This is a genomic window from Alcanivorax sp. HI0083, assembly GCF_001635175.1.
Genome location: NZ_LWFX01001784.1, coordinates 1 through 564 on the forward strand (window position 1 = coordinate 1; position 564 = coordinate 564).

Genomic DNA, 564 nt, shown 5'->3' on the forward strand with positions numbered 1-564 from the left:
GCTTCAAAAAAGCCATTGTGCCCAAAGCGAACCTGCCCAGAAAACTGCCCGACGGTGTGGAGATTATCGGCGTCAGCAATGTGGCCGAGGCGCTGGAGTACCTTTGATTATCGCTCGTTGAGAGCAGGCGAGAAGGATTCCGACTTCGGTATACGTGCCCGGTTGTTCGAGCCGCAGCCAGGGCCGCACATTGCGGTGCGGCCCTGGTGCGAAGAGAGGATCGGCGTTTTATCTGCCCTATGGTTTCACAAAGGTGGCAATCACGTCGCAATCAGCGGTGATATTACTTGCCGAGTATGTATTGGCAGAGAGGGCCCCGTTGTCGCAGCCGGAAGCCGCACCCTGGTAGCTGGGGTTTGCGGTCAGCGTGACGCTGATGGTGCCACCGTCGTCCACCGTCTGGCTGGCGGGCGAAACAGAGCCCTGGTCCGTGCCTACCTGGTATTGCGCGATCTTGTTGTCTGCCGGAGCAGCTACGTAGGCGAGGCCGTTGTCGTAATCAATGGCCATGCTGTGGTAGGCGTTATTGGCAAAGGTGGCTGCCGTTGCCCTGCCGCTCAGCTT

General features: G+C 59.0%; 1 protein-coding gene. It reads right to left on the bottom strand.

Going from position 1 to position 564, the window contains the following annotated elements; all coding sequences use genetic code 11:
• Positions 1 to 237: 237 nt before the first annotated feature.
• A partial coding sequence (locus A3754_RS28355) for a hypothetical protein (protein WP_197468883.1) occupies positions 238 to 564 on the bottom strand: 327 nt, incomplete at its 5' end.